This window comes from Herbaspirillum sp. WKF16 (assembly GCF_028993615.1).
GTDB lineage: Bacteria > Pseudomonadota > Gammaproteobacteria > Burkholderiales > Burkholderiaceae_D > Herbaspirillum.
This window is the reverse complement of record NZ_CP118632.1, coordinates 1,371,919-1,396,807: the sequence shown is the minus strand read 5'-3', so window position 1 is coordinate 1,396,807 and position 24,889 is coordinate 1,371,919. Positions and strand designations below refer to the sequence as shown.

The following is a 24,889-nucleotide window of genomic DNA, read 5'->3' as shown; positions in this document are numbered from 1 at the left end:
GCCGCAGCGCGAGATCACCCTCCCCGCCATGAACAGCCACGCCAGCAGCAACGACGGCAATGCCCTCCCCTCGGCGCTCGACGCCCTGCTGGACCAGCCGCTTGCGCAATGTCCGCAGGAGCGCCTGCCGGCGATGGTCAGCGAGCTGTTGCACCAACTGGTCGGCAGCGGCCTGGCGACGCTGCCGCTGCCCGGCCGAGGCAAGACCCTGGAGCGCTGGCGCGCGCTGGCCGCAGTCGCCGGGCGCGATCTCTCGCTGGCCAAACTGTACGAAGCCCACACCGACGCGCTGGCGATCCTGGCCGAGGCCGGCCAAGCCGACCAGCCGCCCTTCTCGGTATGGGGCGTGTGGTGCGCCGAAGCGCCCGATGCGGTGCTCGCCGCGCATCGCCTGCCTGCCGACGACTTGCTGCAGCTGGATGGCGAGAAGCGCTGGTGCTCGGGCGCGGCCGCAGTCACGCATGCGCTGCTGAGCTACCGCGATGCCGATGGTCGCGCTTGCCTGGCGGCGCTCGACCTGAAACAGGAAGGCGTAACCGTGATCGAAGACGAATGGATGGCGGTGGGCATGGCCGCCACCCGCACCGCTCGCCTGCGCCTGGATAAGGCTATCGCGCGGCCGGTCGGCGCGCCGGGCTTCTATCTGGAGCGGCCCGGCTTCTGGCATGGCGGCGCCGGCATCGCCGCTTGTTGGCACGGCGCGGCTGCGGCCCTGGCCGACGACATGCGCCGGCGCCTGGCGCAGCGCCGCGACAGTCACGCCCTGGCCCGGCTGGGCAGCGCCGAATGCGCGCTGGCCGGCGCCGCCGCCTGCCTGCGCGACGCGGCACGCCGCATCGATGCGCACCCCGGCGCCGCCGGCCAGCAATCCATGCGCAACGCCTTGCGCGCGCGGCTGACGGTCGAGCGCGCCGCCTTGCAGGTGATCGCCGATGTCGGCGCGGCGCTCGGCCCCATCCCTTACTGCGCCCAACGCCGCACCGCCCGCCTGCTGGCGGACCTGCCGGTGTGGCTGCGCCAGAGCCACGCGGAACGCGACCTGGCGGCGCTGGCGACGCTATGCACCGAATCGGAGGAAACACCATGGCAACTATGACCGGCAGTCCCCATCCGCGGCGCGACCCGCGCCACATCGACATCGCCGCCGGCACCGCCGAGCATGAATGGCAGGCCGACGGCCGCCTGCAGACGCTGCCGGAGATCGAGCTGTGCCACCTGGTGCCGCCGCGTTCACGCGCGGTGGTGCTGGCGCCGCATCCCGACGACGAGACGCTCGGCTGCGGCGGACTGATCGCCAGGCTGGCGGCGATGATGCGCGACGTGAGCGTGATCGCCGTCAGCGACGGCGAACGCAGCCATCCGGCCTCTTCCGCCCTGGCCTCGCGGCTGGCGCTGGTGCGGCCCGCCGAGAGCCGGGCCGCGCTGGAGTGCCTGGGCGCGGCGTACAACGAACTGCTGCGCGCGCATATCCCCGACGGTCACGTGCGCCGCCATCGCGCGGAGCTCAAGACATGGCTGCTGTCGCAGCTGCGTCCCACCGACATCGTCTTCGCCCCGTGGCGGCTCGATGGCCACCCCGACCATGAAGCGGTCGGCGAAGTGGCCGCGGAGCTGGAGCATGAGATCGGCTGCAAGCTGGTCGAAGTGCCGATCTGGGGCTGGCACTGGGCCGAACCCGCCAGCGGCAGCTTCCCCTGGGGGCGCGCGCACAAGCTGCCCTTCGACGCCGCCACCGAGTGGAAGAAGCGGCGCGCGCTGCGTTGCTACCACAGCCAGATCGCGCGCGACGGCGCCCACGATCCGGTGCTGCCGGCGGGGGTTCTGGCGCATTTCGTGCGTCCCTACGAGGTGTTCTTCCTATGAGCGACGCCGACCGCGCGGGACAGCGACATTTCGACAGCCTGTATGCGCACCGCGCCGATCCCTGGGATACCGCCGCCAGCTGGTATGAACGGCGCAAGCGCGCGATCATCGCGGCCATCCTGCCGCAGCAGCGCTTCGCCCATATCTATGAGCCGGGCTGCGGCAGCGGCGAGATGACGCTGGCGCTGGCGTCCCGCTGCGAACGCCTGCACGCCTCGGATTTCTCCGACCCGGCGGTGCGCATCACGCGCGACAAGACCTCTCACCTGCCGCACGTGGACGTGCGGCAGGAATCGCTGCCCGGACAATGGCCGGCGCTGTCGGCCGCCGCGCCGCCCTTCGACCTGATCGTGCTGGCCGAGCTGTGCTACTACCTGGATCCCCCGCAGCTCACCGAGTTGACGGCGCTGGCGGTGGCCGGCCTGGCGCCTGGCGGCCACATGCTGGCCTGCCACTGGAAGAAGGAGTTCGATGACCGCCTGCAACCCACCGACGCCATGCACCGCCTGATCGACGCCAACGGACGACTGCGGCACACCGCACGCTACGAGGATGACGACTTCCTGCTGGACCTGTGGCGCAAGACATGAAGAAAAAACGTAAAGAGAAAATGGAAGGGGTCAGCGCATGATAGGAATCGTCATCCCGGTTCACAACGAAGAGCTGTGCCTGGACGCCACGTTGCATACCGCGCGCCTGGCCGCAAGCCATCCCGCGCTGTTGGCCGAACCGGTGCGCATCGTGGTGGTGCTGGACGCCTGCACCGACCGCTCGGCCGATATCTCGCTAAGCCACCGCGTGAGCATCACGCGGCTGGATGCGCGCAACGTCGGCCTGGCGCGCTCTCGCGGCGCCGAACTGCTGCTGCGCGATGGCGCCCGCTGGCTGGCCTTCACCGATGCCGACACCCTGGTTGCTCCCGATTGGCTGGCGCAGCAGCTCGCGCTGAACGCCGACGCCGTCTGCGGCACCGTCGCGGTGGACAACTGGGACGGCTACGCGGACCACGTCCGGGAACGCTTCCTGCGCGACTACCTGGATCGCGACGGGCACCGTCATATCCACGGCGCCAACTTCGGCATCTCGGCCCTGGCGTATCGGCGCGCGGGCGGCTTCCAGCCGCTGGCCTGCCATGAGGATGTAGCGATGGTGCAGGCGCTCATGGCCATCGGCGCCGACATCGCATGGAGCTGCAAGCCGCGCGTATCCACCAGCTCGCGCCGCTACAGCAAGGCGGCGGGCGGCTTCGGCGATACCCTGCGCAGCTGGACGCCCGCCCTGCCCCCGCCTCAGGGAGGCAGGTCGCCCACCGACGGCATGCGGTTGCGCGGCGGATCGGCGTCGGGATCCTCGTACTCGGTCGCGCCCGAAGCCGTTTGCAGCGCGGGCGACCACTTCCCGCCCGCTTCGGCGGCCCGGCCGGCATCGCCCAACGTGACCGGATAAGCGGCCCGGCCTTCGCGCATGGCCTTGCGCACCGACCACGCGGCGCCCACGCCCACGATCAGCGCCAGCATCTGGATAGCCTTGAGTTTCATCGCACACTCCTTTCCTGGTTGAGTTCCTGGCCGGCGCGCACCGCGTCGCCTGGCCGCACCGCCTTTACCGCCTGCTGCGCCGGGCCGACCTCGCCGGCGTGCTTTTCCAGCGTATCGACCAATTTCTGGCGCACCGCGCGCGAACCGAAATTGTTGGCGTAGATCCAGGTGAACTCGGCGCCCAGCAGGAAGATTTGCGCCGAGTAGTAGATCCACACCAGCAGCAGCGCGAAGGAACCGGCGGCGCCGAAACCCGAGGTCATGCCGGTGCGCCCGAGGTAGAGGCCGATCAGGTACTTGCCGATGATGAACAACACCGTGGTGGCCACCGCGCCTATCCACACGTCGCGCCAGGACAGCGTCACCCGCGGCATGAACTTGTAGATCACCGAGAACAGCGTCGAGAACACCACGAAGGACAGCGCAAAGTTGAGCAACTGCAGCACCAGCTGCCAGCCCTCGAACCAACCGCCCCACCAGCGCCCCAGCGCCGCCAGCGCGGCGCTCACCACCAGCGAGATGATCAGCAGGAAGCCGAGCCCGAGGATCAGGCCGAACGACAGCAGGCGCGTGCGCGCCAGCGCCCAGATGCCGCTCTTGCGGCGGGCGGCGGGGACGCGCCAGATGCGATCCAGCGCGCTCTGCAGCTCGGAGAACACGGCGGTGGCGCCGACGGCCAGCGTCACCACCGAAAGCGCGGCGGCGATCATGCCTTCGCGCGGCTGGTTGACCGACTTCAGCAAGCCCTGGATGGCGATGGCGCCTTCGGTGCCGACGATGTCGCGGATCTGGTTGACGATCTCGCCCTGCGCCGCGTCGTGCCCGAACAGCGCGCCGGCCACCGCGATGGCAATCACCAGCATGGGGGCGATCGAGAAGATGGTGTAGTAGGCGATGGCCGCGCCCATGCTGGGGGCGAAGTCGTCCAGCCAGGCGTTGACCGCAGCCATGGTCATCTGCCACGCCTGCTGCATGCGCGAGCCGCCCTTGATCATCTTCACCTCGGCGGCGGGGTCGAGGTATTCGGACGGCGCCGGCTCAAGGTCGGCCTTGATGTTGCTGATCTTGCCGGCATGCGGCGCGGCGTGCTCGCGCGCCCGGTTGCGTTGCCTGGCCTTGCCAGAGCCCTTGCGCCAGGCGGCCACCAGCGGCAGCACCAGCGTGGCCACGCGCACGGCGTTCTCCAGGCCGCGCGGCATCGGATCGGCGGAGCGCGCGGCTTTCCTTGCCTGCCCCGCCTGGGGCGACGCGGGTTCGACCCGCGGCTTCTGCCGGCGCTTGCGCCCCAGCCAGATGCCCAGGCCCGCGCTGAGCACGGAGCCGGCCACCACGCTACCTGCGGCCAACGCATCGCCGTGCGCTGCGCGCTTGCGGGAAGCCGGCTTCAGGCCGGCCGGGAAGTCCTCTGATTGGCTGCTCATGGGCGCCTCGCTTGGCTAGGTTCTGCCGGTGTGACTCCCGGCCATTTCGATTGTTCCTGCGCCGCCGCCGAGCTGCCCGCCTTGTCGGAAAGCGCTGTCGGCGAGCCGGCCGCGGGGGCCGCCGCAAGACGCGATGTTGCGATGCATGGTATAAATATCGTCCTCGCACGAGCGGCCGATCCACACGCAGCACGGCCGCCGGCGCTGACGAACGAACGTACAAGAAGAGACACCGGCAAAGTTGTTGCCATCACCACATCTCCCCTGCGCCGCCCGCCGCGAAACGCCGCCGGCGGCATGTCGAAACCCCAACGAACAAGGACCGAACATGTATAAGGACGTACAGCTTTTCATCAACGGCGAATGGACCGCCAGCGCCTCCGGCCGCACCATCGACGTCATCAATCCGGCCACTGAAGAGGTGATCGGCAAGATCGCCCACGCCGGCCGCGAAGACCTGGATCGCGCCCTGCAAGCCGCGCAGAAAGGCTTCGACACCTGGCGCAACATTTCCGCCTTCGAACGCTCCAAGATCATGCGCCGCGCCGCCAACATCATGCGCGAGCGCGCCGACGACGTGGCGCGCCTGATGACGCTGGAGCAAGGCAAGCCGCTGGCCGAAGCCAAGATGGAAACCCTGGCCTCGGCCGACACCATCGACTGGTTCGCCGAGGAAGCCCGCCGCACCTACGGCCGGCTGGTGCCGGCGCGCGTGCCCGGCGCGTACCAGATGGTGATCAAGGAGCCGGTCGGCCCGGTGGCTGCCTTCACGCCCTGGAACTTCCCGATCAACCAGGTGGTGCGCAAGCTGTCGGCCGCGCTGGCCGCCGGCTGCTCCATCATCGTCAAGGCGCCGGAAGAAACCCCGGCCTCGCCGGCCGAACTGATCCGCGCCTACGCCGACGCCGGCGTGCCGGCCGGTGTGATCAACCTGGTCTACGGCGTGCCCTCGGAAATCTCGGAATACCTGATCCCGCATCCGGTGATCAAGAAGATCTCCTTCACCGGCTCCACCCCGGTAGGCAAGCAGCTGGCGGCGCTGGCCGGCCTGCACATGAAGCGCGCCACCATGGAGCTGGGCGGCCACGCCCCGGCCATGGTGTTCGACGATGCCGACATCGACGCCGCCGCCAAGCAGCTGGCCGCCTCCAAGTTCCGCAACGCCGGCCAGGTGTGCGTCTCGCCGACCCGCTTCCTGGTGCAGAAGGGCGTGTTCAACGCCTTCGTCGACAAGTTCATCACCTATGCCGAACAGCTGAAGGTCGGCAACGGCGTGGACGCCGGCACCACCATGGGCCCGGTAGCCAACAAGCGCCGCATCCCGGCGCTGGAAGCGCTGATCGACGACGCCGTCGCGCAAGGCGCGCAACTGCGCACCGGCGGCAAGCGCGTGGGCGACAGGGGTTACTTCTTCCAACCCACCGTGCTGACCAACATCCCGCTGTCGGCGCGCGTGATGAACGAAGAGCCCTTCGGGCCGCTGGCGCTGATCAATTCCTTCGAGACCCTGGACGAAGTGATCGCCGAAGCCAACCGCCTGCCCTTCGGCCTGGCCGCCTACGCCTTCGCCAAGTCGGCGCAGACCAAGCATGCGCTGGCCACGCGCGTGGAAAGCGGCATGCTGACCATCAACCACCTGGGCCTGGCGCTGCCCGAACTGCCGTTCGGCGGCATCAAGGACAGCGGCTACGGTTCGGAAGGCGGCACCGAGGCGATCGAAGCCTACATCAACACCAAGCTGGTGACGCAGCTGGATATCTGATCGGCGTTGGTGAAATGAAAAACGGCGAACCGGGATTCCGGTTCGCCGTTTTTTTATGGCGGCAAGCCAAGCGGCAACACAACATCCGTCGCCCCTGCGAAAGCAGGGGCCCAGCGGCGTTCTTCACACTGCCCGAGCACCTGCGAGACGCAGCAAACGACACTGGATCCCCGCCTTCGCGGGGACGACGGATTCAAGGAGAAGGTGAGCCGATAAGCCGAAACTACGGCAGAGGCGCGACGAACGACGGCGTTGGAACTATTCTTCCCCGCCCGACGGCGGCACCAGGATATCCCGGCTGCCGTTGCGCGACATGGCCGACAGCACGCCGGCCGTTTCCATCTGCTCCACCAGGCGCGCGGCGCGGTTGTAGCCGATGCGGAACTGGCGCTGCACCGAGGAGATCGAGGCCCGGCGCGACTTGAGCACGAAGGCCACCGCCTCGTCGTAGAGCGGGTCGGATTCCGGGTCGGGCATGTCGCTGCCGAACATGTCGCCCTGCGCGGCATCCTCCACCATCGGCGGCGCCAGGATCTCCTCGATGTAGCGCGGCTCGCCGAAGGACTTCAGGTATTCCACCACGCGATGCACCTCGTCGTCGGAGACGAAGGCGCCGTGCACGCGTTGCGGATAGCCCGATCCGGGCGGCAGGAACAGCATGTCGCCGTGGCCCAGCAGGGACTCCGCGCCCATCTGGTCAAGCACGGTGCGCGAGTCGATCTTGGATGACACCTGGAAGGCCACGCGGGTCGGGATGTTGGCCTTGATCAGGCCGGTGATCACATCCACCGACGGCCGCTGCGTGGCCAGGATCAGGTGGATGCCGGCCGCGCGCGCCTTCTGCGCCAGGCGCGCGATCAGCTCCTCGACCTTCTTGCCGACCACCATCATCAGGTCGGCCAACTCGTCGATGACGATCACGATGGTGGGCAGCTTGTCCAGCGGCTCGGGCGCGTCCGGCGTCAGGCTGAAGGGGTTGGGGATCTTCTCGCCGCGCGCATGGGCGTCGTCGATCTTCTGGTTGTAGCCGGCCAGGTTGCGCACGCCCAGTTTCGACATCTTCTTGTAGCGGCGCTCCATCTCGTCGACCGCCCAGTTCAGGGCGTGCGCGGCTTCGCGCATGTCGGTCACCACCGGCGCCAGCAGGTGCGGGATGCCTTCGTAGATCGACAGCTCCAGCATCTTGGGATCGATCATGATCAGGCGCACCTCATCCGGGGTGGCCTTGTAGAGCAGCGACAGGATCATGGCGTTGATCGCCACCGACTTGCCCGAACCGGTGGTGCCGGCCACCAGCATGTGCGGCGCGCGCGCCAGGTCGGTGACCACCGGCTTGCCGGTGATGTCCTTGCCCATGGCGATGGTCAGCAACGAGGAAGACTTGCGGTAGGGCTCGGAGCGCACGATCTCGGAAAGCTTGATCATTTGCCGGCGCGCGTTGGGCAGCTCCAGCCCCATGCAGGTCTTGCCGGGGATGGTCTCGACCACGCGGATCGAGGTCAGGCCCAGTGCGCGCGACAGGTCCTTCATCAGATTCACCACCTGGGCGCCGCGCACCCCCTGCGCCGGCTCCACCTCGAAGCGCGTGATCACCGGACCGGCCTCGGCGCCCAGCACCGTGACCGGCACCTTGAACTCTTTGAGACGCTGCTCGATCAGGCGGCCGGTTTCCTCCAGCTGCGCGGCGTCGACTTCGATGGCGGCGTCGGCGATTTCATCGAGCAGCTCCAGCGACGGCAGCGGGATGTCCACATGCGGCTCGAACTCGCCATCGTCATGGATCACCGCCGCAGGCGGTTGCGGTTGCGGTTGCGTCTCGGCGGCGCGCACCGAGAACGGTTGCTGCCCGGCGGGCGGCAATACCTCCTCGAACAGGCGCTCCGGCGTCGCGACTTCCGGCTCAGGCTCCGGGTCGTCCAGCATGTCGAACCAGGGCGCGGCATAGCTGGGCGCGGGCGGCGGGACGATGGCCGCAGGCGGCGTCATCGGCGCGGGCGGAAGCGCGTCGACAGTGTCTTGCGCGGCAGGCGTCCCGGCGGGTTCGGGCGCGCCCTCTTCCATGCGCGGCCCGGCGAACTCCGCTTGCGCTGGGGCTGACTGGATCTCCGGCGGCAACTGCGGCAATGGGTCGATTGGCGCAGGTGCAACGGGCGCGGCGGCTGGCGGCGCAAGCGGCGCGGCCGGCGTCTGCCCGGAGGCTTCCTGCAGCGAACGCATCAGGCGCGTGGGAACGACGTCGGCGCGTTCGGCCGGCGCGCCGGCTTCCGGCGCCTGGCGCGCCGCGCGGCCGACGCTGCTGATGCGGATGCTGCGCGTGGGCGTTGGGCTGGGCGCCGATGCCGGCTCGCCTTGCGCCGCGCGCGCGATGGACGGCGGGATGTGCTGTTGCGCCGGTCCGGGCGCGGAGGCGCGCGAGAGGCTGGCATTGGCGGCCGCGCTGGCGGCGGAGATCGCGGTGCTGGCGGCGGCGCGCGCCAGCATGGCGTCGGTGGGGCGCAGGGTCTCGAAGGCCGCCCATTCCGATTCCGGACGGGCGCGCGCATCGGCGGCGCCCTGCCGGAGCGCGGGCCACTTGCCGCCTTGCGCGCCGGCGCTGCGGTTCAGGGAAGACAACGGCACCTGCCAGTCCTCGCGCGCCTGCGCGTCATGGATGCGCTCGCTGGGACTGGAAAAACGATTGGGTTTCTTCGGCCCGAACGGCGTGGAGGCATGCGTGGGCGACGCATTCGACATCGACTGCGCGCGCGCCGCGGCCGGCGTGCGCGGCGCCCGCGGCGTGGCCGACAGGCGTTCGTTGCCGCCGAAGCGCTTGCCGTTGCCGGCCATGCGCATGCGCTCGCTCTCGATGCTGCCGCGGCGCGGGCCCAGGTCCAGCTCGGGATGATGCTCGTCAGGGCCGGCCTTGGCCGCGCGGCTGAATATCGCGCCCAGCAGCCACTTCAGACCCAGCGCCGCCAGTGCGAGCATGATCAGCGCGGCGATGCCCTTGTTGAGCTTGCCGGCCAGCGCATCCATCAGCGCGAAGCCGAACAGGTCGCCGCGCTCACCGTCGTCGCCGGTGTCGACCTGCGCCCGCACCAGCGATTCGAGGGCGGCGCTGGCGCACAGCAGCAGCAGGCTGCCGACCCAGACGCGGATGGCGCCGCGGCCGCCCAGCGGCGACCTGCGGGCCAGCGCGGAGATGACGGCGCGCAGCGCCAGCGGTATCAGCCACAGGACCGACCAGCCAAACCATTTGACGAAAATCATGCTCGAACTCATTCCATAAGATGCGCGCCGTCCCGGGGACGGCGCAGGCTGCGAGTGTAAACCATCACGCCGCCGCTGTTGCCGGCGGCCCATGCGCCGGCGCCATCGCCTCAGTGCTTGCGGCCGTGGCGGTGGCAGTCCATGACGTGGTCGTCCACCATGCCGATGCCTTGCATGTAGGCATAGATGATGGTGGAGCCGACGAACTTGAAGCCGCGCTTGGCCAGGTCCTTGGAGATCGCGTCCGACAGCGGCGTCTTGGCCGGCGCTTCTCCCAGCGACTGCCATTGGTTGCGGATCGGCTTGCCGTCGACGAAGCCCCACAGGTAGGGATCCAGCCCGCCGACCTCCTCGCGCAGCTTGAGGTAGCTGCGGGCGTTGGTGATGGTCGCGGCCACCTTGAGACGGTTGCGGACGATGCCGGGGTTGGCCAGCAGCTGGGCGACCTTGCGCTCGTCGTAGTTGGCGATCTTCTCCGCATCCCAATTGTCGAAGGCGGCGCGGTAGCTCTCGCGCTTGTTGAGCACGGTCTCCCATGACAGGCCGGCCTGCGCGCCCTCCAGGTTGAGCATTTCGAACAGCCGGGTCTCGTCATGGCAGGGCACGCCCCACTCCTCGTCGTGATAGCTCACGTAGACCGGGTTGTTCAGGTTGACCCAGGCGCAGCGCGTCTTGCTCTTCATGTGTTTGCTCTCGTCAGTTGGTTCACACCGGCCACAGCGGCGGCTCGTCCATCAGCGCGATCTGCTCGCGCAGTTCCAGGATGCGGTCTTGCCAGTAGCGCTGGGTATTGAACCAGGGGAAGGCCACCGGGAAGGCGGGGTCGCTCCAGCGCCGCGCCAGCCAGGCGCAATAGTGGATCAGGCGCAGCGTGCGCAGCGCCTCGATCAGGTAGAGCTCGCGCGGCTCGAATTCGCAGAAGCTCTCGTAGCCGGCCAGCAGGTCGGCCAGCTGGCGCACCATGTCCGGGCGCTCGCCGGAGAGCAGCATCCACAGGTCTTGCACCGCCGGGCCGCTGCGGCTGTCGTCGAAATCGACGAAGTGCGGGCCGGTGTCGGTCCACAGCACATTGCCGACGTGGCAGTCGCCATGCAGGCGCAGTGTCTTGAGGTCGCCGGCGCGGTCGAAGCAGCGGCGCACGCCGTCCAGCGCATGCTCGACAGTGCTCTTGTACGCGCTCAGCACATCCATCGGGATGAAATCGTTGGCCAGCAGCCAGTCGCGCGGCTCCTCGCCGAAGGTGGCGATGTCCAGCGCCGGACGGTGCAGGAACGGCTGCTGCGCGCCGACCGCGTGGATGCGGCCGATGAAGCGCCCCATCCATTCCAGCGTATCCGGGGCATCCAGCTCGGGAGCGCGGCCGCCATGGCGCCGGAACACCGCGAAACGAAAGCCGGCATGGCGCTGCAAGGTGCAGCCGCCCTCCAGCGCCAGCGCCGGCACCACCGGCACTTCGGCGTCGGCCAGCTGCTGCGAGAAGGCGTGCTCTTCCAGGATCTGCTCGTCGCTCCAGCGCAGCGGCCGGTAGAACTTGGCCACCACCGGCGGCCCCTCTTCCATGCCGACCTGGTAGACGCGGTTCTCGTAGCTGTTCAGGGCCAGCAGGCGGCCGTCGCCGTACAGGCCCACGGCGTCCAGCGCGTCCAGCACCGTATCGGGCGAAAGCGTGGCGAAGGAGTCGGCGTCGGGGGGAAGACTTGAGCTGGCGGATTGATTCATCCCGGTATTGTACTGTCCGGGCGACGCCCCCGGCATGCCGGATCGAAACCGATTGCGCTCTTGCCATCCGGGCAAGCCGACAATGCTCGCGCCGCTGGCCGAATGCCATTAAACTGCGTGTTTTGGCATCAGCAATTGGACATCATGCACCTCGACCAGCCCCTCTCCGACGCCGAGTTCGACGAACTCGACGACTTCCTCCTGTCCGACCGCTGCGCCGACGATGTCATGACCATGGACACGCTGCACGGCTACCTGACGGCGCTGGTCATCGGCCCGCAGGAAGTGCTGATGGCCGAATGGCTGCCGCGCGTGTGGGGCAGCCGCCCGGAAGACACGCCCAAGTTCAAGAACGGCAAGGAAGCCGAGCGCATCAGCAGCCTGATCGCGCGTTCCATGAACGAGATCGCGATCACCTTCGAAGTGGCGCCCAAGGAATACGAACCGCTGTTCTGCGAGCGCGAGCACGAAGGCAAGCCGCTCTTGGACGCCGAGGCCTGGGCCTGGGGTTTCTGGGAAGGCATACAGCTGCGCGCCGCGCAATGGGACGAGATCTTCCACTCCGAGCTGGGACCGCTGCTGCGCCCGATCTACCTGCTCGGCTCCGATGAGCTGGAAGAGGAAGAAATCAAGCTGGTCGACGACCCGGTCAAGACCCACAAGCTGGCCATCGAGATCGAATCGGCCATCCCGCACATCCAGCGCTACTGGGCGCCCAAGCGCAAGTCGGCGGTGGAACAGGTGCAACGCGACGCCCCCAAGGTCGGCCGCAACGATCCCTGCCCTTGCGGCAGCGGCAAGAAATACAAGAAGTGCTGCGGGGCTGACGGCGAGGAATAAGCCTTGAACGGGCGTTGCGGGATGTGCTGAACGACGCTGGGTCCCGGCCTGCGCCGGGACGACACCAAGGCGGTGGCCAACACTGCCTGATGCTCAAGATACGTCCTGCTTGTCGTCCCGGCGCAGGCCGGGATCCAGCGGCTTTCGTGGCGACCCGGCATTTACTGAAAGAGAAAACAAAACGGCGCGCCGATATCCCGGCGCGCCGTTTTCATTGAAGGCAAGACCTGAACAGCCCCGCCTCGCCGCCTCACTCCTTGATGAAGTGCTCGCGGTAATACTTCAATTCCTCGATCGACTCGACGATATCGGCCAGCGCCGTATGCAGCTGCCGCTTCTTGAAGCCGGTGGCGATTTCCGGCTTCCAGCGCTTGCACAGCTCCTTGAGCGTGGACACGTCCAGGTTGCGATAGTGGAAGAATTCTTCCAGCTTGGGCATGCCGCGCGCCATGAAGCGGCGATCCTGGCAGATCGAGTTGCCGCACATGGGCGATTTGCCCGCCGGCACGTATTTCCTCAGGAACTCGATGAGCACCTTCTCGGCTTCGGCCTCGGTGATGGTCGAGGCCTTGACGCGGTCGATCAGGCCGGAACGGCCGTGGGTGCCCTTGTTCCAGGCGTCCATGCCGTCCAGCAGCTCGTCGGACTGGTGGATCGCCATCACCGGGCCCTCGCCCAGCACGTTGAGCTGGGAATCGGTGACCACCACGGCGACTTCGATGATGCGATCGTTGTCCGGATCCAGTCCGGTCATTTCCATGTCGACCCAGACCAGGTTCATCTCGTTGGGACGAACGGGAACCGCGAGGGCTTGCCCGGCGTTGGCATCGGCGGCTTGTGACATAATTCTTCCTTATTGACGTCGGGGTAACACACCCCATCTGCAGGTTTGCTTGTTCGCTTGCTTGCGCTTGCTATCGGGGATGATTCGGATTGATCGTCCTGCTGCGCAGCACCGCCTCCGGAGCGTCCGGGAGGCGGGCCGGCATGAACCTCCGCCATTTTCGCACAGGGAAAGAATGTCTTCATATACGTTTTCGGTTTTGTTCGTCGCCTTCCTGGCCGCCAGCCTGGCGGTCCGGTTCTGGCTCGCCTCGCGCCACATCCGCCATGTGCTCGCGCATCGCGCCGCGGTACCGGCCGAGTTCGCCGAAAAGATCCCGCTGGCGGCCCACCAGAAGGCGGCCGACTATACCGTCGCGCGCACCAAGCTGGGCGTGGTGACGCTCCTGGTCAACGCCGCGGTGCTGATCGGCTTCACCCTGCTGGGCGGGTTGCAGGCGCTGTCGGGCCTGCTGCTGTCGTGGACCGGCGGCCCGGGCATGTGGTACCAAATCGGCCTGGTGGCGGCCTTCGGCATCGTCTCCGGCCTGGTCGACCTGCCCTTCGACTACTATCGCCAGTTCAGGCTGGAAACCCGCTTCGGCTTCAACAAGATGACCCGCGCGCTGTTCTTCAGCGACATGGTGAAGCAATCGCTGGTGGGCGCGGTGATCGGCCTGCCGCTGCTGTGGGTGGTGCTGGCGCTGATGGACAAGGCCGGCGCGCTGTGGTGGCTGTACGCCTGGATCGTGCTGTGCGGCTTCCAGCTGCTGATGCTGGTGATCTATCCCAGCTTCATCGCGCCGCTGTTCAACAAGTTCACCGCGCTGGAAGACGACAGCCTGCGCAGCCGTATCGAGAACCTGATGACGCGCGTGGGCTTCGCCTCCAAGGGCCTGTTCGTGATGGACGGCTCCAAGCGCAGCGCCCATGGCAACGCCTACTTCTCGGGCTTCGGCTCGGGCAAGCGCATCGTGTTCTTCGACACCCTGCTGGCGCGCCTGGCGCCGCACGAGATCGAGGCGGTGCTGGCGCATGAGCTGGGCCACTTCAAGCTCAAGCACATCGTCAAGCGCGTGGTGGTGATGTTCGCCATCTCGCTGGGCTTCCTGGCCCTGTTGGGTTACCTCAAGGGGCAGGTATGGTTCTACACCGGCCTGGGCGTGAACCCGCTGCTGTTCGGCAGCAACGACGCCATGGCACTGATCCTGTTCATGCTGGCGCTGCCGATCTTCACCTTCCTGCTCTCGCCGCTGTCGTCGCTGACTTCGCGCAAGCACGAGTTCGAGGCCGACGCCTTCGCCGCCCAGTACACCAACGCGCAGGACCTGGTCTCGGCGCTGGTCAAGCTCTACGAAGACAATGCCTCGACACTGACGCCCGACCCGCTGCATTCGGCCTTCTACGATTCGCACCCGCCGGCGGCGCTGCGCATCGGCCGCCTGAACCTGGCGCAAGGCGCCTCGGGACACTGAACGGCGCAACCGGAACCAAGGAGAACCCCATGAGCATCACCGCAAGCACACTCGCAGCCGCGCGCTGCGCCCACCAGGTCACGGCGCTGGACGACGCCGCCGTCAAGGAGCACCTGGCCGCCCTGCCGGACTGGACCATCGATGGCGGCAAGCTGGCCCGCGCCTTCGCCTTCAAGGACTATTACCAGACCCTGGCCTTCGTCAACGCCATCGCCTGGATCATCCACGCCGAAGACCATCATCCCGAGCTGGCCGTGAGCTACAACCGTTGCGGCGTGAAGTTCGACACCCACAGCGTCAACGACGGCCGCGGCGGCCTCTCGGTCAACGACTTCATCTGCGCGGCCAAGGTCGACGCCGTGTTCGCCCAGCGCGGCGCTTCCTGATGGCGTCGAAGAAACCCTTCCCCGCGCGGCGCAACGGCGCCGCGGCCGATCTCGAGTCCGGCCTGGTGATTGCCGCCCACGGGCGGCATTATCTTGTCCAGGCCGGCGAGCAGAAACTGCAATGCGTCACGCGCGGCAAGAAGAGCGACGTCTCGGTGGGCGACCGCATCCGCTTTGCGCGCACCTCGCCCAACCAGGGCGTGGTGGAAACCATCGACGAGCGCAAGACCCTGCTGTACCGCTCCGACCAGTACAAGTCCAAGCTGCTGGCGGCCAACGTCGACCAGCTCTTCATCGTGGTGGCGACCGAGCCCAGCTTCACCGACGACCTGGTCTCGCGCGCGCTGGTGGCGGCCGAATCGGCCGGCGTCTCGGCCCACCTGATCCTCAACAAGATCGACATCGAAGAGGCGCTGCCGAGGACGCGCGAACGCCTGCAGGTCTACGCGCGCCTGGGCTATCCGGTGCATGAGGTGTCGGCCACGGCGCGGCCGGATGAAACCCGCGCGGCCTTCATGCCGCTGCTGGAAGGCAAGAGCACCATCCTGATCGGCCAGTCCGGCATGGGCAAGTCCTCGCTGATCAACCTTATCGTGCCCGATGCCGACATCGCCACGCGCGAGATCTCCGCCGCGCTGGACACCGGCAAGCACACCACCACGTTCACGCGCCTGTACCAGATGGAGGGCGAGGCCAGCATCATCGACTCGCCGGGTTTCCAGGAGTTCGGCCTGTACCAGCTCTCCGAAGGCATGCTGGAGCGCGCCTTCCGCGACTTCGCGCCCTACCTCGGCAAATGCCGTTTCTACAACTGCCACCACCTGAACGAACCGGGCTGCGCGGTGCTGGAGGCGGTGCAGGCGGGGCAGATCGCGCCGCTGCGCCACCAGCTGTATGGCCAGCTGGTGCATGAATCGTCGCAGACCCTGTACTGATCCGGCGCACGCAAGCGAAGGCGGCCGCCTCCCTGCGCGGGACGGCCGCCTTCTTTTTTGAGCGGGCGCAAGCGGGGTTTCCTTTTGGCAATACCTACGGGTATCTTTTTGCCCTGAATCCCTTATAATCTAACGAGTTACAAACGACCGGCGGCAGGTGCCAACTGGCCGCCGTTTCTATTTATGGCAATCAAACACTACCTTCAGTTTTCCGACTTTACGCTTGATGAATACGAATACGTGATCGAACGTTCTCGTGTGATCAAACGTAAGTTCAAGAATTACGAACCCCACCACACGCTGGCCGACCGCACGCTGGTGATGGTGTTCGAGAAGAACTCGACCCGCACCCGCCTGTCCTTCGAGGCCGGCATGCACCAGATGGGCGGCGCCGCGATCTACCTGAACACGCGCGACAGCCAGCTGGGCCGCGGCGAACCGGTGGAAGACGCGGCCCAGGTCATGTCGCGCATGTGCGACGTGATCATGATCCGCACCTACGGCCAGGAGATCATCGAACGCTTCGCCGCGCATTCGCGCGTGCCGGTGATCAACGGCCTGACCAACGAGCAGCATCCCTGCCAGGTGCTGGCCGACGTGTTCACCTTCATCGAGCATCGCGGCTCCATCAAGGGCAAGATCGTGGCCTGGGTGGGCGACGCCAACAACATGCTGTACTCGTGGCTGCAGGCGGCCGAGGTGTTCGGCTTCCACGTCAACGTCTCCACGCCCAAGGGCTACGACATCGATGCGGCCCAGGTTACCCCGGGCAACCAGAATTACACCTTCTTCGCCGATCCGTCCGACGCCTGCCAGGACGCCGACCTGGTCACCACCGACGTGTGGACCAGCATGGGCTTCGAGGCCGAAAACAACGCCCGCCTGAAGGCCTTCGACGGCTGGATCGTGGACGGCCCCAAGATGGCGCGCGCCAAGAAGGACGCGCTGTTCATGCACTGCCTGCCGGCGCACCGGGGCGAGGAAGTCGCCGCCGAGGTGATCGACGGCCCGCAGTCGGTGGTCTGGGACGAGGCGGAAAATCGCCTGCACGTCCAGAAGGCCCTGCTCGAATTCCTGGTGCACGGCAGGTTCGACTGAACCCGCCGGCTGCAGCCGCTCCAGAGCCTCATTCACATCAACACAATCGCAACGTCAAGATCATGTCCAACATCCTGCAATCCGTTCCGGTCCAACAAAAAGTCGGCATCGCCTTCTCCGGCGGCTTAGACACCAGCGCCGCGCTGACCTGGATGCGCCAGAAGGGCGCCGTCCCCTACGCCTACACCGCCAACCTGGGCCAGCCGGACGAGCCGGACTACGACGCCATCCCCAAGAAGGCGATGCAATACGGCGCCGAACTGGCGCGCCTGATCGACTGCCGCGAACAGCTGGCCAACGAAGGCATCGCCGCGCTGCAAAGCGGCGCCTTCCACATCTCCACCGCCGGCGTGACCTACTTCAACACCACCCCGCTGGGCCGCGCCGTGACCGGCACCATGCTGGTGGCCGCCATGCGTGAAGACAACGTCGACATCTGGGGCGACGGCAGCACCTTCAAGGGCAACGACATCGAGCGCTTCTACCGCTACGGCCTGCTGGTGAACCCCAACCTGAAGATCTACAAGCCCTGGCTGGACAACACCTTCATCAACGAACTGGGCGGCCGCAAGGAAATGTCCGAGTTCATGATCAAGTCCGGCTTCGACTACAAGATGTCTGTGGAAAAGGCCTACTCGACCGACTCCAACATGCTGGGCGCGACCCACGAGGCGAAGGACCTGGAGTTCCTCAACAGCGGCATCAAGATCGTGCAGCCCATCATGGGCGTGGCGTTCTGGCGCGACGACGTCGAGGTCAAGGCCGAGACCGTCACCGTGCGCTTCGAGGAAGGCCGCCCGGTCGCCCTGAACGGCAAGACCTTCGCCAGCATGACCGACCTCATCCTGGAAGCCAACAAGATCGGCGGCCGCCACGGCCTGGGCATGAGCGACCAGATCGAGAACCGCATCATCGAGGCCAAGAGCCGCGGCATCTACGAGGCTCCGGGCCTGGCGCTGCTGTTCATCGCCTACGAGCGCCTGATCACCGGCATCCACAACGAAGACACCATCGAGCAATACCGCGACAACGGCCGCAAGCTCGGCCGCCTGCTGTACCAGGGCCGCTGGTTCGACTCGCAGGCCATCATGCTGCGCGAAACCGCGCAACGCTGGGTGGCGCGCGCCATCACCGGCGAAGTGACGATCGAACTGCGCCGCGGCAACGATTACTCGATCACCAACACCGAGTCGCCCAACCTGACCTACCAGCCGGAACGCCTGACCATGGAAAAGGGCGAAGGCGCCTTCACGCCGACCGACCGCATCGGCCAGCTGACCATGCGCAACCTCGACATCATCGACACCCGCCAGAAGCTGGCGATCTACCAGAGCACCGGCCTGCTGGACAACAGCAGCGCCGTGTCGCTGCCGCTGCTGGACAAGGACTCGAAGTAATCGACCGCCACCGACAATCTGAAAGAATCTAGATGAGCATTCAATTCGACAACGTCACCGTCCTGAAGAAGGGCAACGTCTACTTCGACGGCAAGTGCGTCTCGCACACCGTGCTGTTCGCCGACGGCACCAAGAAGACCCTGGGCGTGATCCTGCCCTCGTCGCTGAACTTCGGTACCGCCTCGCCTGAAATCATGGAAATCGTCAGCGGCAGCTGCCGCATCCGCCTGAAGGGCGAAGAAGCCTGGAACACCTACGGCGCCGGCACCCAGTTCAGCGTGCCCGGCAACTCCAGCTTCGACATCGAAGTGACCGAGACCGTGGATTACGTCTGCCATTACGGCTGATCGCAGTCGCTTGTGGAAAAGAAAAACGCCGGTTTTTACCGGCGTTTTTTATTGGGCGGGATAAAGCCGGATCCAGCGGCTCTTGCGGCGCATCGACGGCGTTCGTCGTGCATCACCGCGGTCTGAACAACGCAGAGTTTCAACGGCAAGCTGATCAGATGAACACCGGCTCAGGCTCCAACGCCACGCCGAACTTGAGCATCACGTCATCCTGGATCGCCTTGGCCAGCTGCGCGATGTCCGCCCCGCTGGCGCCGCCATGATTGACCAGCACCAGCGCCTGCTTGTCGTACACGCCGGCTGCCCCCATGGTCTTGCCCTTCCAGCCGCAGCGGTCGATCAGCCAGCCGGCCGCCAGCTTGTAGCCGCCGTCGTCCTGGCGATAGCTGACCAGGCCGATGTGCTGCGCCAGCAAGGCGTCGCGCTGCCGCGCGCTGACGATGGGGTTCTTGAAGAAGCTGCCGGCGTTGCCGATCCTGGCAGGATCGGGCAGCTTGCGCGTGCGCACGGCGATGACGGCGTCGGCGATGTCGCGCGCGGCGGGCTGGTCGATGCCCTTCTCCTGCAGCGCCTGCGCCACGTCGGCATAGCCGGCGTTGGCGGCCCAATGCCTGGGCAAGGCGAAGGTGACATCGAGCACCACGGCGCGATCGCGCAGCTCGCGCTTGAACACGCTGTCGCGATACCCGAAGCGGCAGGCAGCGCGATCCAGCGTGAGCACCTCGCCGCTGGCGAAATCGAAAGCGCGCAGTTCGTGGAAACGATCCTTGAGCTCGACGCCGTAGGCGCCGATGTTCTGGATGGGCGCCGCGCCCACGCTGCCGGGAATCAGAGACAGGTTCTCCAGCCCTCCCAGGCCGTGCGCCAGCGTCCATTGCACGAAGCCGTGCCAGTTCTCGCCGGCGGCGGCGCGCACGTAGGTGAACTGCTCATCCTCGCCGACCAGCTCGATGCCGGCGCCGCGCATGTGCAGCACCAGGCCGTTGAAATCCTGGGTCAGCAACAGGTTGCTGCCGCCGCCCAGCACCAGGCGCGGCAAGGCGGCCAGCGCCGCGTCGTCGCGCACCGCGCGCAGGACATCGGCGCCATCCACCGGCAGGTAGGCATGCGCGCGCGCGTCGATGCCGAAGGTATTGAGCGCGCGCAGGGAGAAGTCGTGTTGTAGGGCTGGCAAAGGCATAGGGCATGGATTATAGCCTTCCCCCGCCCCGCCCTGCCCGGCGCGCGCGAAATCTGCGGGGCGGGAATCGTCCGTCAGCGGAGCTGCAATAGCCTAGGCGCGGCGACTCCGCTAAAATCACGGTCGTCACGCCGGATCCCTTCCGGCTGCAAGAATACAAGGATAACGCCATGCCCTCTTTTGATACCGTCTGCGAAGCCAACCTGGTGGAAGTGAAGAATGCCGTCGAACAGGCCAACAAGGAAATCTCCACGCGCTTCGACTTCAAGGGCACCGATGCCCGCGTCGAACAGAAGGAGCGCGAACTGACCGCCTTCGCCGACTCCGACTTCCAGTTGAGCCAGGTGCGCGACGTGCTGACCAACAAGATGACCAAGCGCAACGTCGACGTGCGCTTCCTGGATGAAGGCAAGATCGAGAAGATCGGCGGCGACAAGGTCAAGCAGGTGATCAAGGTCAAGAACGGCATCGAGAGCGACGACGCCAAGAAGATCGTGCGCGTCGTCAAGGACAGCAAGATGAAGGTCCAGGCCAGCATCCAGGGCGACGCCGTGCGCATCACCGGGGCCAAGCGCGACGACCTGCAGGCCGCCATGGCGCTGCTGCGCAAGGAAGTGAAGGACATCCCGCTGGAGTTCAACAACTTCCGCGACTGATCTCGGCGCCGCCCGCCAACGACAACGCCGGCTCTGCGCCGGCGTTTTTCATGGGCGCATGGAACCCGCCCTACCGGCTCGCGCCGCCGCAGTTGGCGCCCTTGGCGATCTCCTCGGGCGTCATGTCCCGCACGTGGGTGGCGATCGACCACTTGTGGCCGAAGGGATCGACCAGTTGACCGTAACGGTCGCCCCAGAACATGTCGGCCACCGGCATCGACGGCTGTGCGCCCGCCGCCACCGCCTGGGCGAACACGGCGTCGACGTCTTCCACGTAGAGGTGGATGGTCACCGGCGAACCGCCCAGCGCTCTCGGCCCCAGGCATTTCCACTCCGGCATTTCATCGACCAGCATCAGGCTGGAGTCGCCGATGTTGATGTGCGCGTGCATCAGCTTGCCGTCGGGGCCGGCCAGGCGGCCTCCTTCGCGGGCGCCGAACGCTTTCTTGTAGAACTCGATGGCCTCGGCCGCGCCGGCGCAAACCAGGTGCGGGGTGATCGAATGCATGCCGGGGGGAATCGGCTGGACGGGGGTGGTCATGGCGTCTCCTTGATGATGGATATGGCCGCGCCATTGTGCGCGCCTGCCCGGGCAAATCCAAGCTCATCCTCAATGCGCCGGCGGCTCCGCTCCTGCGCAAGCAGGAATCCGATGGCTCCTGTTGCGCTCAAGCAAACCCGGTCGAAGCGAGGCCCGGGCACCGGTCAAACGATGCCCGAGCCCCCGCTTCGCAAGAACGACACGCCATAAAAAAACGCCGCGATGCAAATCGCGGCGTTCCTTTTCATTTGCGCATGAACTCAGGCTGCGTCGCGCTCGCCCACCAACCGGCGCTGCCTGACGGAATCGGCCAGGCCTTGCAGCACCTGCACGCTCTCCTCCCAGTTGATGCAGCCGTCGGTCACCGACTGGCCGTAGGTCAGCTCCTTGCCCGGCACCAGGTCCTGGCGGCCGGCGATCAGGTGCGACTCCACCATCACGCCGACGATGCGGGTGTCGCCCGCGGCGATCTGGCCGCCGATATCGGCGCACACGGGGATCTGGTTCTCCGGCTTCTTGGAGCTGTTGGCGTGCGAGGCGTCGATCATCAGGCGCGCCGCCAGGCCGCTCTTGGCGATGTCCTGGCAAGCCGCTTCCACGCTGGCGGCATCATAGTTGGGCGCCTTGCCGCCGCGCAGGATGATGTGGCAATCCTCGTTGCCGGCGGTCGACACGATGGCCGAGTGGCCGCCCTTGGTGACCGACAGGAAATGGTGCGGCTGCGAAGCGGCCTTGATCGCATCGACCGCGATCTTGACGTTGCCGTCGGTGCCGTTCTTGAAGCCGACCGGGCACGACAGGCCCGAGGCCAGCTCGCGGTGCACCTGCGACTCGGTGGTGCGCGCGCCGATGGCGCCCCAGCTGATCAGGTCGGCGATGTACTGCGGGCTGATCACGTCCAGGAACTCGGTGCCGGCCGGCAGGCCCAGGTCGTTGATGTTCAACAGCAGCTCGCGCGCGGCGCGCAGGCCGTCGTTGATGCGGAAGCTGTTGTCCATGTACGGGTCGTTGATCAGGCCCTTCCAGCCGACGGTGGTGCGCGGCTTCTCGAAGTACACGCGCATCACGATTTCCAGCTCGTTCTTGTGCTTCTCGCGCTCGGCCACCAGGCGGCGGGCATATTCCATCGCGGCCTTGGTGTCGTGGATGGAGCACGGGCCGATGACCACCATCAGGCGATCGTCCTGGCCGTGCAGGATGCGGTGCAGTGCGGTGCGCGCTTCTGCCGTGGTGCGCTCGACCTTTTCGGTGCAGGCGAACTCGCGGATCAAATGCGAAGGAGGGACCAGTTCTTTCATTTCTCGGATGCGAAGATCGTCAGTGCGCGGCATGTTTTCTCCAGGATTGCTTTGGCTGTATCAGCGTGAATATCGACCAAAAAAAAACCGCCATCACTGGCGGTTTTTTAGGAAATTCGGTTTTGTCTTTTTACGAACGCTTACCGCTTTTCACCGCCGTGGGGCTGGAATAGCTAAAGTAAAAATAAAAGTAAGCGCGGAAGAAAGACATCTTTGGCTGCATGGATAAATTTGAACCAGCACCCATAGTGCTACAAATCCTGGGCTTTGACAAGGGAGATCGATATCCGATAAACCCTTATAAAAAACGCACAAATCACCCTAAAAATTGATCACTTATGAAATTTTTAAATAAATTTAAATAAAAAATCCGAAAGAAACACAAAAAACAACCACGGCAGACGCAAGCAATCTTGCAATGATCTGAAGCAAGAGTCTGTTGTATCAATGCAAAACGCAGCATTGAAGCAAGTGAACTATTCGCACACATCGATTTTATGTCGACCGTAGACGACTTCCACATTGGGGGCAAAGTCGCGCATCAATGCGTCATGGACGGATAGCTACTTATATACCTCTCAGGTAGGCCGACTTGTCTTCAACTCGTCCAGAGAAATCTCCGGCTGGTATTCGCATCGCCCCATCATAGCCATAACTTGCAGTCGCTAAAGAATACCAGTATCAACACATGGCGATGGGCGGGGACTACGACTAAGCTGTTCATCAAGCAAGCAATCCTTCACACAATGACACGATACTTCCATTTGCAACATCTTTACCTTCCCACAACACCACATTTTTTCCTGCGGCTAATTGGAGAATCGCAAAGTCTCGATGCAGAAACTTAACCGGAACTTCATAATACTCACCAAGTTCCAAACACCTACCAGAGAGAAGGAGACGACAATCGTATGCCTGCCCATCGATAAATAACGGACACGCATAAAACTCCCCTTCAACAGCCGAACTCCTGCCGTTCTCTGCTGTTTTTTTGAAACGCACACGAATGATGGCATCGGGTTTCATGATCAGAATTATGGTCTGGCTCGTTTTCGACAAGGGGCCACTCTCGAATTGCCTGTTTGTTGATTTGCTCGCAGAATTGCCCCTCCCCATTTGCCCCACCTTCCACTGCCTCCCGAAAGCTGCCACGCGCTCATAAGACCCTTCATATCCCAGCTCCCTTAAGTCCAGGAACATTTGTTTCATGGTTCGTCGCTGCTTGCGCGATTTGACTGCCTCAGCGCTGATCTAGGCCGAGAGCCGTGGCGCGAATTCATCCAGGGCACTGGAGTGCCCCCTCCGACTGGACCAAGGCTGATCGAGAGACTAAGCCGCTTGCAGAGCGAATTGTGCTTCGAAATGGTTAGGTGATTGGTAGCCCAGCGCAGAATGCATGCGCCGTTCGTTGCATATCTCTTCGAGGAAGTACGGCAGCCTGCGAGCCACATCGTCGAATTTCTCATAACCGGCTAGATAGATCTCTTCGACCTTGAGCGTCTTCATGAAGCTCTCCGCCTGAGCGTTGTGATACGGATTGGCCGGTGCGCTCATTGAACCAATCAAACCGAATTCGTCCAGCGCCTCTTGATATAACGCGCTCCCGTATTGCCACTCGCGATCGGCATGATGAATGCGCGTGCCGGGTGCTGGCTTACGGATTCTGTAGGCTGCTGTCAACGCCGCCAGGGCCAAGGGGGTATCGATACGCTTGGATAAAGCGTAGCCGATTACCTTGCGACTGCAAGCATCCAAGACAACGGCCAGGTAGATAAAGCCGGATACCATTCGGATATAGGTAATATCGGCGCCCCAAACACGATCAGGCTCCGTTGGAATGACGTTGCGGTAGCGACTGGGAAAAACTGCGACATCAATCTCAGAACCGGCCACCGACTTGAATCTGCGTCGGTGGTGGCCGTACACCTCGTGCTCACGCACGATCCTCGCTACGCGTTTGTGATTGACCACATGCCCGCGCGCCTTCAACTCCAAAGTGATTCGACGATAGCCATAACCTGGAAAGACATCGTGGATGTCACCTATTAGTTGAGCCAGCTCATGATCGCTAAGTGCGGCAGTGGCCGGCTTAGGCTGGTAATAGTAGGTGCTATGCGGCAGATCAATCATTTGGCATCCTCGTCGGATGGAGCAGGCTTGGGGCCGCTGATGATCGATGAGTTCTCGTTGTTGCTGACGAGTCGTAGCCGTGGTGTTGGCGATCCACGGCATGAGCGCGTATGCCAGCTTGATAGATCGGGGGCTAAACCTTTTATTCTTTTGAGAAAAGGATTTTGATTCAGGCAAGACCACACTCTTTCACCAGTTGCCAACGCATCGACAGATTTCAGCTTTGATTTTT

Annotated in this window: 23 protein-coding genes; 13 read left to right on the top strand and 10 right to left on the bottom strand. The window is 65.1% G+C overall.

Translation table 11 applies throughout. The features are described from left to right. Nucleotides 1–28 precede the first annotated feature (28 nt). The 4 genes from Herbaro_RS06240 to Herbaro_RS06225 are packed head-to-tail and all read left to right on the top strand — an operon-like array spanning nt 29 to nt 3,309. A complete protein-coding gene (locus Herbaro_RS06240) occupies nt 29–1,096 on the top strand; it encodes an acyl-CoA dehydrogenase family protein (protein ID WP_275012962.1) in 1,068 nt (355 codons plus the stop codon). After that, nucleotides 1,084–1,863, top strand: a complete 780-nt coding sequence (locus Herbaro_RS06235; protein WP_275012961.1) for a PIG-L deacetylase family protein — start codon at nt 1,084–1,086, stop codon at nt 1,861–1,863. Before Herbaro_RS06240 ends, Herbaro_RS06235 begins: the two co-directional genes overlap by 13 nt. After that, nucleotides 1,860–2,453: a class I SAM-dependent methyltransferase gene (locus Herbaro_RS06230; protein ID WP_275012960.1), complete on the top strand. Its 594-nt coding sequence runs from the start codon at nt 1,860–1,862 to the stop codon at nt 2,451–2,453. Before Herbaro_RS06235 ends, Herbaro_RS06230 begins: the two co-directional genes overlap by 4 nt. A gap of 37 nt (nt 2,454–2,490) precedes the next feature. After that, nucleotides 2,491–3,309, top strand: a complete 819-nt coding sequence (locus Herbaro_RS06225) for a glycosyltransferase family 2 protein (RefSeq protein WP_342456505.1) — start codon at nt 2,491–2,493, stop codon at nt 3,307–3,309. Between the two features lie 88 nt (nt 3,310–3,397). Here the strand turns inward: Herbaro_RS06225 and Herbaro_RS06220 are convergent, their stop codons facing one another. Continuing rightward, on the bottom strand, nt 3,398–4,822 hold the full coding sequence (locus tag Herbaro_RS06220; RefSeq protein WP_275012959.1) for a YihY/virulence factor BrkB family protein: 1,425 nt from the start codon (nt 4,820–4,822) through the stop codon (nt 3,398–3,400). Between the two features lie 328 nt (nt 4,823–5,150). On the opposite strand from Herbaro_RS06220, the gene Herbaro_RS06215 reads away from it, so the two are divergent. After that, complete coding sequence (locus Herbaro_RS06215; protein ID WP_275012958.1) at nt 5,151–6,584, top strand: NAD-dependent succinate-semialdehyde dehydrogenase; 1,434 nt, start codon at nt 5,151–5,153, stop codon at nt 6,582–6,584. A gap of 258 nt (nt 6,585–6,842) precedes the next feature. Here the strand turns inward: Herbaro_RS06215 and Herbaro_RS06210 are convergent, their stop codons facing one another. From Herbaro_RS06210 to Herbaro_RS06200, 3 genes are all read right to left on the bottom strand, one after another. Continuing rightward, complete coding sequence (locus Herbaro_RS06210) at nt 6,843–9,833, bottom strand: DNA translocase FtsK (RefSeq protein WP_275012957.1); 2,991 nt, start codon at nt 9,831–9,833, stop codon at nt 6,843–6,845. A gap of 110 nt (nt 9,834–9,943) precedes the next feature. Continuing rightward, on the bottom strand, nt 9,944–10,516 hold the full coding sequence (locus tag Herbaro_RS06205; RefSeq protein WP_275012956.1) for a DNA-3-methyladenine glycosylase I: 573 nt from the start codon (nt 10,514–10,516) through the stop codon (nt 9,944–9,946). Between the two features lie 22 nt (nt 10,517–10,538). Continuing rightward, entirely contained in the window at nt 10,539–11,552 is a 1,014-nt protein-coding gene (locus Herbaro_RS06200) for an SrkA family protein kinase (protein ID WP_275012955.1), read from the bottom strand. A gap of 144 nt (nt 11,553–11,696) precedes the next feature. Here Herbaro_RS06200 and Herbaro_RS06195 point away from each other — a divergent pair, with 144 nt between their 5' ends. Next, nucleotides 11,697–12,392 carry a UPF0149 family protein gene (locus Herbaro_RS06195; RefSeq protein WP_275012954.1) on the top strand — a complete coding sequence of 232 codons (696 nt, stop codon included), beginning with the start codon at nt 11,697–11,699 and terminating at the stop codon, nt 12,390–12,392. A gap of 250 nt (nt 12,393–12,642) precedes the next feature. Here Herbaro_RS06195 and orn read toward each other — a convergent pair whose 3' ends face one another. Then, nucleotides 12,643–13,236 carry an oligoribonuclease gene (gene orn / locus Herbaro_RS06190; protein ID WP_275012953.1) on the bottom strand — a complete coding sequence of 198 codons (594 nt, stop codon included), beginning with the start codon at nt 13,234–13,236 and terminating at the stop codon, nt 12,643–12,645. A gap of 175 nt (nt 13,237–13,411) precedes the next feature. Between orn and Herbaro_RS06185 the strand changes: the two genes are divergently transcribed. The 6 genes from Herbaro_RS06185 to ppnP all read left to right on the top strand — a co-directional run bounded on the left by Herbaro_RS06185 (nt 13,412) and on the right by ppnP (nt 18,852). Further along, nucleotides 13,412–14,689: a M48 family metallopeptidase gene (locus Herbaro_RS06185; protein ID WP_275012952.1), complete on the top strand. Its 1,278-nt coding sequence runs from the start codon at nt 13,412–13,414 to the stop codon at nt 14,687–14,689. A gap of 29 nt (nt 14,690–14,718) precedes the next feature. After that, entirely contained in the window at nt 14,719–15,075 is a 357-nt protein-coding gene (locus tag Herbaro_RS06180) for a 4a-hydroxytetrahydrobiopterin dehydratase (protein WP_275012951.1), read from the top strand. Further along, on the top strand, nt 15,075–16,010 hold the full coding sequence (rsgA, locus tag Herbaro_RS06175) for a ribosome small subunit-dependent GTPase A (RefSeq protein WP_275012950.1): 936 nt from the start codon (nt 15,075–15,077) through the stop codon (nt 16,008–16,010). The genes Herbaro_RS06180 and rsgA overlap by 1 nt, the downstream gene beginning before the upstream one ends. Nucleotides 16,011–16,193: 183 nt before the next feature. Further along, complete coding sequence (gene argF, locus Herbaro_RS06170) at nt 16,194–17,108, top strand: ornithine carbamoyltransferase (protein ID WP_275012949.1); 915 nt, start codon at nt 16,194–16,196, stop codon at nt 17,106–17,108. Nucleotides 17,109–17,170: 62 nt separating this feature from the next. Further along, nucleotides 17,171–18,505 carry an argininosuccinate synthase gene (argG, locus tag Herbaro_RS06165; protein WP_275012948.1) on the top strand — a complete coding sequence of 445 codons (1,335 nt, stop codon included), beginning with the start codon at nt 17,171–17,173 and terminating at the stop codon, nt 18,503–18,505. Between the two features lie 32 nt (nt 18,506–18,537). After that, nucleotides 18,538–18,852, top strand: coding sequence for a pyrimidine/purine nucleoside phosphorylase (gene ppnP, locus Herbaro_RS06160; RefSeq protein WP_209607675.1), 315 nt, complete (start codon nt 18,538–18,540; stop codon nt 18,850–18,852). A 154-nt stretch (nt 18,853–19,006) separates the two neighbouring features. Here the strand turns inward: ppnP and murB are convergent, their stop codons facing one another. Then, complete coding sequence (gene murB / locus Herbaro_RS06155; RefSeq protein WP_275012947.1) at nt 19,007–20,032, bottom strand: UDP-N-acetylmuramate dehydrogenase; 1,026 nt, start codon at nt 20,030–20,032, stop codon at nt 19,007–19,009. A gap of 170 nt (nt 20,033–20,202) precedes the next feature. Between murB and Herbaro_RS06150 the strand changes: the two genes are divergently transcribed. Continuing rightward, nucleotides 20,203–20,688 carry a YajQ family cyclic di-GMP-binding protein gene (locus Herbaro_RS06150; RefSeq protein WP_275012946.1) on the top strand — a complete coding sequence of 162 codons (486 nt, stop codon included), beginning with the start codon at nt 20,203–20,205 and terminating at the stop codon, nt 20,686–20,688. A 70-nt stretch (nt 20,689–20,758) separates the two neighbouring features. Here Herbaro_RS06150 and Herbaro_RS06145 read toward each other — a convergent pair whose 3' ends face one another. From Herbaro_RS06145 to Herbaro_RS06130, 4 genes are all read right to left on the bottom strand, one after another. Then, nucleotides 20,759–21,229 (bottom strand): VOC family protein, encoded by a 471-nt coding sequence (locus Herbaro_RS06145; protein ID WP_275012945.1) that lies wholly within the window; start codon nt 21,227–21,229, stop codon nt 20,759–20,761. Nucleotides 21,230–21,489: 260 nt separating this feature from the next. Further along, nucleotides 21,490–22,560 (bottom strand): 3-deoxy-7-phosphoheptulonate synthase AroG, encoded by a 1,071-nt coding sequence (gene aroG, locus Herbaro_RS06140; RefSeq protein WP_275012944.1) that lies wholly within the window; start codon nt 22,558–22,560, stop codon nt 21,490–21,492. 690 nt (nt 22,561–23,250) lie between these two features. Continuing rightward, a complete protein-coding gene (locus Herbaro_RS22465) occupies nt 23,251–23,736 on the bottom strand; it encodes a hypothetical protein (RefSeq protein ID WP_446719309.1) in 486 nt (161 codons plus the stop codon). Nucleotides 23,737–23,856: 120 nt separating this feature from the next. Further along, nucleotides 23,857–24,759, bottom strand: a complete 903-nt coding sequence (locus Herbaro_RS06130) for an IS3 family transposase (RefSeq protein WP_275012943.1) — start codon at nt 24,757–24,759, stop codon at nt 23,857–23,859. Nucleotides 24,760–24,889 lie beyond the last annotated feature (130 nt).

Bases quoted from the DNA above. Each gene is read 5' to 3' on its own strand.
- Herbaro_RS06150 (WP_275012946.1), top strand. From the start codon at position 20,203: ATGCCCTCTTTTGATACCGTCTGCGAAGCCAACCTGGTGGAAGTGAAG.
- Herbaro_RS06195 (WP_275012954.1), top strand. From the start codon at position 11,697: ATGCACCTCGACCAGCCCCTCTCCGACGCCGAGTTCGACGAACTCGAC.
- Herbaro_RS06215 (WP_275012958.1), top strand. From the start codon at position 5,151: ATGTATAAGGACGTACAGCTTTTCATCAACGGCGAATGGACCGCCAGC.
- rsgA (WP_275012950.1), top strand. From the start codon at position 15,075: ATGGCGTCGAAGAAACCCTTCCCCGCGCGGCGCAACGGCGCCGCGGCC.
- murB (WP_275012947.1), bottom strand. From the start codon at position 20,032: ATGCCTTTGCCAGCCCTACAACACGACTTCTCCCTGCGCGCGCTCAAT.
- Herbaro_RS06145 (WP_275012945.1), bottom strand. From the start codon at position 21,229: ATGACCACCCCCGTCCAGCCGATTCCCCCCGGCATGCATTCGATCACC.
- orn (WP_275012953.1), bottom strand. From the start codon at position 13,236: ATGTCACAAGCCGCCGATGCCAACGCCGGGCAAGCCCTCGCGGTTCCC.
- Herbaro_RS06230 (WP_275012960.1), top strand. From the start codon at position 1,860: ATGAGCGACGCCGACCGCGCGGGACAGCGACATTTCGACAGCCTGTAT.
- Herbaro_RS06185 (WP_275012952.1), top strand. From the start codon at position 13,412: ATGTCTTCATATACGTTTTCGGTTTTGTTCGTCGCCTTCCTGGCCGCC.
- Herbaro_RS06205 (WP_275012956.1), bottom strand. From the start codon at position 10,516: ATGAAGAGCAAGACGCGCTGCGCCTGGGTCAACCTGAACAACCCGGTC.
- Herbaro_RS06220 (WP_275012959.1), bottom strand. From the start codon at position 4,822: ATGAGCAGCCAATCAGAGGACTTCCCGGCCGGCCTGAAGCCGGCTTCC.
- ppnP (WP_209607675.1), top strand. From the start codon at position 18,538: ATGAGCATTCAATTCGACAACGTCACCGTCCTGAAGAAGGGCAACGTC.
- argG (WP_275012948.1), top strand. From the start codon at position 17,171: ATGTCCAACATCCTGCAATCCGTTCCGGTCCAACAAAAAGTCGGCATC.
- Herbaro_RS06240 (WP_275012962.1), top strand. From the start codon at position 29: ATGAACAGCCACGCCAGCAGCAACGACGGCAATGCCCTCCCCTCGGCG.
- Herbaro_RS06130 (WP_275012943.1), bottom strand. From the start codon at position 24,759: ATGCCGTGGATCGCCAACACCACGGCTACGACTCGTCAGCAACAACGA.
- Herbaro_RS06200 (WP_275012955.1), bottom strand. From the start codon at position 11,552: ATGAATCAATCCGCCAGCTCAAGTCTTCCCCCCGACGCCGACTCCTTC.
- Herbaro_RS06180 (WP_275012951.1), top strand. From the start codon at position 14,719: ATGAGCATCACCGCAAGCACACTCGCAGCCGCGCGCTGCGCCCACCAG.
- Herbaro_RS06225 (WP_342456505.1), top strand. From the start codon at position 2,491: ATGATAGGAATCGTCATCCCGGTTCACAACGAAGAGCTGTGCCTGGAC.
- aroG (WP_275012944.1), bottom strand. From the start codon at position 22,560: ATGCCGCGCACTGACGATCTTCGCATCCGAGAAATGAAAGAACTGGTC.
- Herbaro_RS22465 (WP_446719309.1), bottom strand. From the start codon at position 23,736: ATGAAACAAATGTTCCTGGACTTAAGGGAGCTGGGATATGAAGGGTCT.
- Herbaro_RS06235 (WP_275012961.1), top strand. From the start codon at position 1,084: ATGGCAACTATGACCGGCAGTCCCCATCCGCGGCGCGACCCGCGCCAC.
- argF (WP_275012949.1), top strand. From the start codon at position 16,194: ATGGCAATCAAACACTACCTTCAGTTTTCCGACTTTACGCTTGATGAA.
- Herbaro_RS06210 (WP_275012957.1), bottom strand. From the start codon at position 9,833: ATGATTTTCGTCAAATGGTTTGGCTGGTCGGTCCTGTGGCTGATACCG.